The sequence below is a fragment of the Micromonospora sp. SYSU B005 genome, from assembly GCF_055362685.1.
In genome coordinates this window covers 1-3,888 of the sequence record NZ_JAXCFU010000041.1, presented here as the reverse complement: position 1 = coordinate 3,888, position 3,888 = coordinate 1, and the positions used below count along the sequence as shown (strand labels likewise).

Genomic DNA, 3,888 nt, shown 5'->3' with positions numbered 1-3,888 from the left:
CGGCGCCTCACCCCGCAACCGCGCCTCGTACGCCGCCGCCAGATCCCGACTCAGCGGCCCCATCGACCAACCGTCGCCAGCGATGTGATGCACCACCAGTGCCAGCACCGAACCCTCGTGCTCGGTCCGGAACAGCCAGGCCCGCACCGGCACCTCGGCGGCCAGATCGAACGCGTACCCGGTCGCCGCCGCGATCGCCTGCGGCAGGTCCGCCGCCGCGACATCGCTCACCTGAAGCTGCCAGTCCAGCTCGGCCGGCTCGACGATCCGCTGGTAGGGCTGGCCGTCGGTGGTCGCGAAGACGGTCCGCAGGGATTCGTGTCGGCCGATCACGTCGCGCAGCGCCGCTTCCAGGGCCCCGACGTCCAGCCCGGAGTCCCGCCGGACCACGAACGGCAGGTTGTAGAGCGGGCTCGGTCCTTCGAGCTGGCCGAGGAACCACAGCCGCTGCTGGGCGAACGACAGCTCCGGACGCGCGGCCCGCGCGCCGGCGCGCACCGCCGGGCGCGCCCGGCCGGCCCCCGGACCGGTCAGCCGAGCTGCCAGGCCGGCCACGGTCGGTGCCTCGAACAGCACCCGCAGCGGCAGCTCGAGACCCAGCACGGTACGCACCCGCGACACCAACCGCACGGCGAGCAGGGAGTGCCCACCGAGGCGGAAGAAGTCGTCGTCGACGCCCACCCGGTCCAGTCCCAGCACCTCGGCGAAGACCCCGCACAGGATCTCCTCCTGCACCGTGGCCGGACCACGGCCGGACCCCGCCTCGTACTCCGGGGCCGGCAGGGCGCGGCGGTCCAGCTTGCCGTTCGCCGTCCACGGCAGCCGCTGCACGACCACCACCGCGGCCGGGACCATGTAGTCCGGCAGTCGCTGCCCGGCGAACTCACGCAGCCCGGTGACGTCCCCGCCGGCCGGCACCACGTAGGCGACCAGACGCTTGTCGCCGGGGCTGTCCTCGCGCAGCACCACCGCCACCTGGCCGACCGCCGGGTGGTCCTGGAGCACCGCGGCTATCTCGCCGAGTTCGATCCTGAAGCCACGCAGCTTCACCTGGTCGTCGACGCGGCCGAGGAAGTCCAGCACCCCGTCGGCGGCCCACTTCGCCAGGTCGCCGGTCCGGTACATCCGCCGGCCGGGCTCGAACGGCGACGCCACGAACCGCTCGCCGGTCAGCCCGGGCCGGCCCACGTAGCCGCGGGCCACGCCGGCGCCGGCGATGTACAGGTCGCCGGCCACGCCGGGCGGCACCGGCTGGAGGAATCCGTCCAGCACGTAGACCTGGGTGTTGCCGATCGGCCGGCCGATCGACGGCTCACCGGTGCTCTGCTCCCGCACCACCGAGGAGGTGGACCAGATGGTCGTCTCCGTCGGGCCGTACACGTTGGTCACCCGTCGTGCGGTGTCGTGCAGAGACTGAGCCACCTGCAGCGGCAGCGCCTCACCGCCGACCAGCACCTCGAGTCCGGCGGCGAGCTGCGGCTGCTCGGCCAGCAGCGACTGCCACAGCGTCGGCGTGGCCTGCACCGTTGTCACACCGGCTCGGTCGATCTCGGCCCGCATCCGGGCCGGGTCGTGCACCGCGTCCCCGTCGGCCACCACCACGGCCGCGCCGCTGAGCAGTGGCACGAACAGTTCCAGCCCGGCGATGTCGAAGCCGACCGTGGTCACCGCGAGCAACCGGTCGGCCGGGGTCATCCCGACCCGGCCGCGCATGTCGACGAGGAAGTTGACCAGCGCGCCGACCGGGATGGCGACACCCTTCGGGCGGCCGGTCGATCCGGACGTGTAGATCACGTACGCCGCGCTGCCCGCCGACACGGGCACGCCCGGCACCGGACCGTCGTCGACGCCGGCCAGTTCCGCGACGACCGTCGCCGGCACCGTCCACTCGCCGGCCGCCGAGGTCAGCATGTGCCGCGCCCCGCTGTCGGACAGCATGTACTCCACCCGGTCGGCCGGCAGGTGCGGGTCCATCGGCACATACGCGGCCCCGGCCTTCCACACGCCCAGCAGCGCGGCGACCAGGTCGATGCCGCGGTCCATCACGACCGCGACGAGCGACTCGGGGCCCATGCCCAGCCCGGCGAGGTGCCGTGCCACCCGGTTCGCCGCCGCGTTCAGCTGCCGGTAGGACACCTGGACCTCGCCCGCGATCACCGCGGGCACGTCCGGGGTGGCCGCTACCTGCCGCTCGAAGAGCTCGACCACCGAGGCGTCCGGGATCTCGACCGCGGTGTCGTTCCAGGCGGCCAGCACCTGATTCCGCTGGGCATCGGTGAAGACCTGCACCGCGCCGACCGGCGTCTCGGCGCCGTCGTCCAGCGCCGTCACCAGGTGGTCGACCGCGGTGCACAGGAGCTGAGCCAGCACCTCCGGATCGGCGGGCTCGGTCACCTCCACGCCGAAGGTGATCCCGCCGCCGGCCAGGTCGTTGACCGACATGGTGAGTGGGTAGTTCGTCCGCTCCTGCGAGTACACGCTGCGGATGCCGCTGGACGTGCCGTGACCATCCGGCTCGGCCGGTCCCTGCGAGACGTGCCGGTAGTTGAACAGCGACGTGAACAGTGGCGTGTTCTCGGCTACTCCGCTGGCCTGTTGCGCGATCGCGAGGGGGGCGTGTTCGTGCTCCAGCAGCGCGGCGAGCTGCCGCCTCATGTCCTCGACCGCCTCGCGCACGCCGACCCGGCAGGAGCGGACCCGCACCGGCAGCGTGTTGATGAACGGACCGACCACTCGGTCGGAGCCGGCGCCCGCGTTCATCCGGCCGAACAGCACCGTGCCGAACACGACGTCGTCACTGCCGGAGAGCGCGGCGACCACCCGGGCCCACGCCACGTGCAGGACCGTCGCCGCGCTCACCCCGAGGCGCCGGGACAGCGCACGCAACCGGTCGACGAGTTCGTCCGGCATCGCGATCGCCGCGCTCAGGCTCTCGGTGCCGTTCCGGCGAACGTCCATCAGGCCGTACGGCGCGGTCGGCTCGGTCACGTCACCCAGCAACTCGGTGAAGAACCGCTCGTGCTCCTCCCGCGGAACGCTGCGGGCCTGCGCCACGAAGTTACGGAACGGCAGCGCCGGCGCCAACTCCTGCGCCCGGCCGGCGAGGATGGCCCGCACCTCCTGCTGGAGCACGTCCATGCCCTGGTGGTCCTGGAGCATGTGGTGCATCCGCATCAGCCCGAGCCAGCCGTCGCCGACCTGGGCGGCGTGCACGTCCATCAACGGCGGCCTGCCCAGCTCCATCGACAGGCCGACCAGGTCGATGAGCTGCTTCGCCGGGTCCGGGTGTCCCTCCGCCAGCACGTGCGTCGTCAGCGGCACGGCGGCGTGGCGCCACACCACCTGGACCGGCTCGGGCAGCCCGTCCCAGACCACAGCGGTGCGGTAGATGTCGTGCCGATCCACCACCTGCTGCAACGCCCGCACGAACCCGTCCAGTAGGGCCCGGGAATCAAATCGCATGACCGAGACCAGGACGTACGGGTCCTCTCCGCCCTCGGCCATCAGGTGGTGGAACAGCAGTCCCTCCTGCAGCGGCGCCAGCGGATACACGTCGGCCACGTTGGCGGCGCCGCCGTCGACGCCGGACACGATCCGGTCGACGTCGGCGTCGGAGAGCTCCACCAGCGGCAGCATGTCCGCCGTGATGTGGTCCGCGCCGTCCGGGATCAGGTTGTCCGGCACCTCGACGGCGTCCGTCCCGGTGGACGTGGCCAGGCCGGCCGGGGTCGGGGTCTCGAAAAGCGCCCGCAGCGACACGGACACACCGTGGCTGCGCAGCTGTTCGACCAGGCGCACGGCGAGCAGTGAGTGGCCGCCGAGCCGGAAGAAGTCATCGTCGACACCGACACGGTCCACGCCGAGAATCTCGGCGAAGACGCCGCACAG

At 72.5% G+C, this 3,888-nt stretch carries 1 protein-coding gene; it reads right to left on the bottom strand.

The genetic code is table 11. The annotated features are described in order from the left end of the window. A partial coding sequence (locus SM452_RS30200; protein WP_463841205.1) for a non-ribosomal peptide synthetase occupies positions 1-3,888 on the bottom strand: 3,888 nt, incomplete at its 3' end.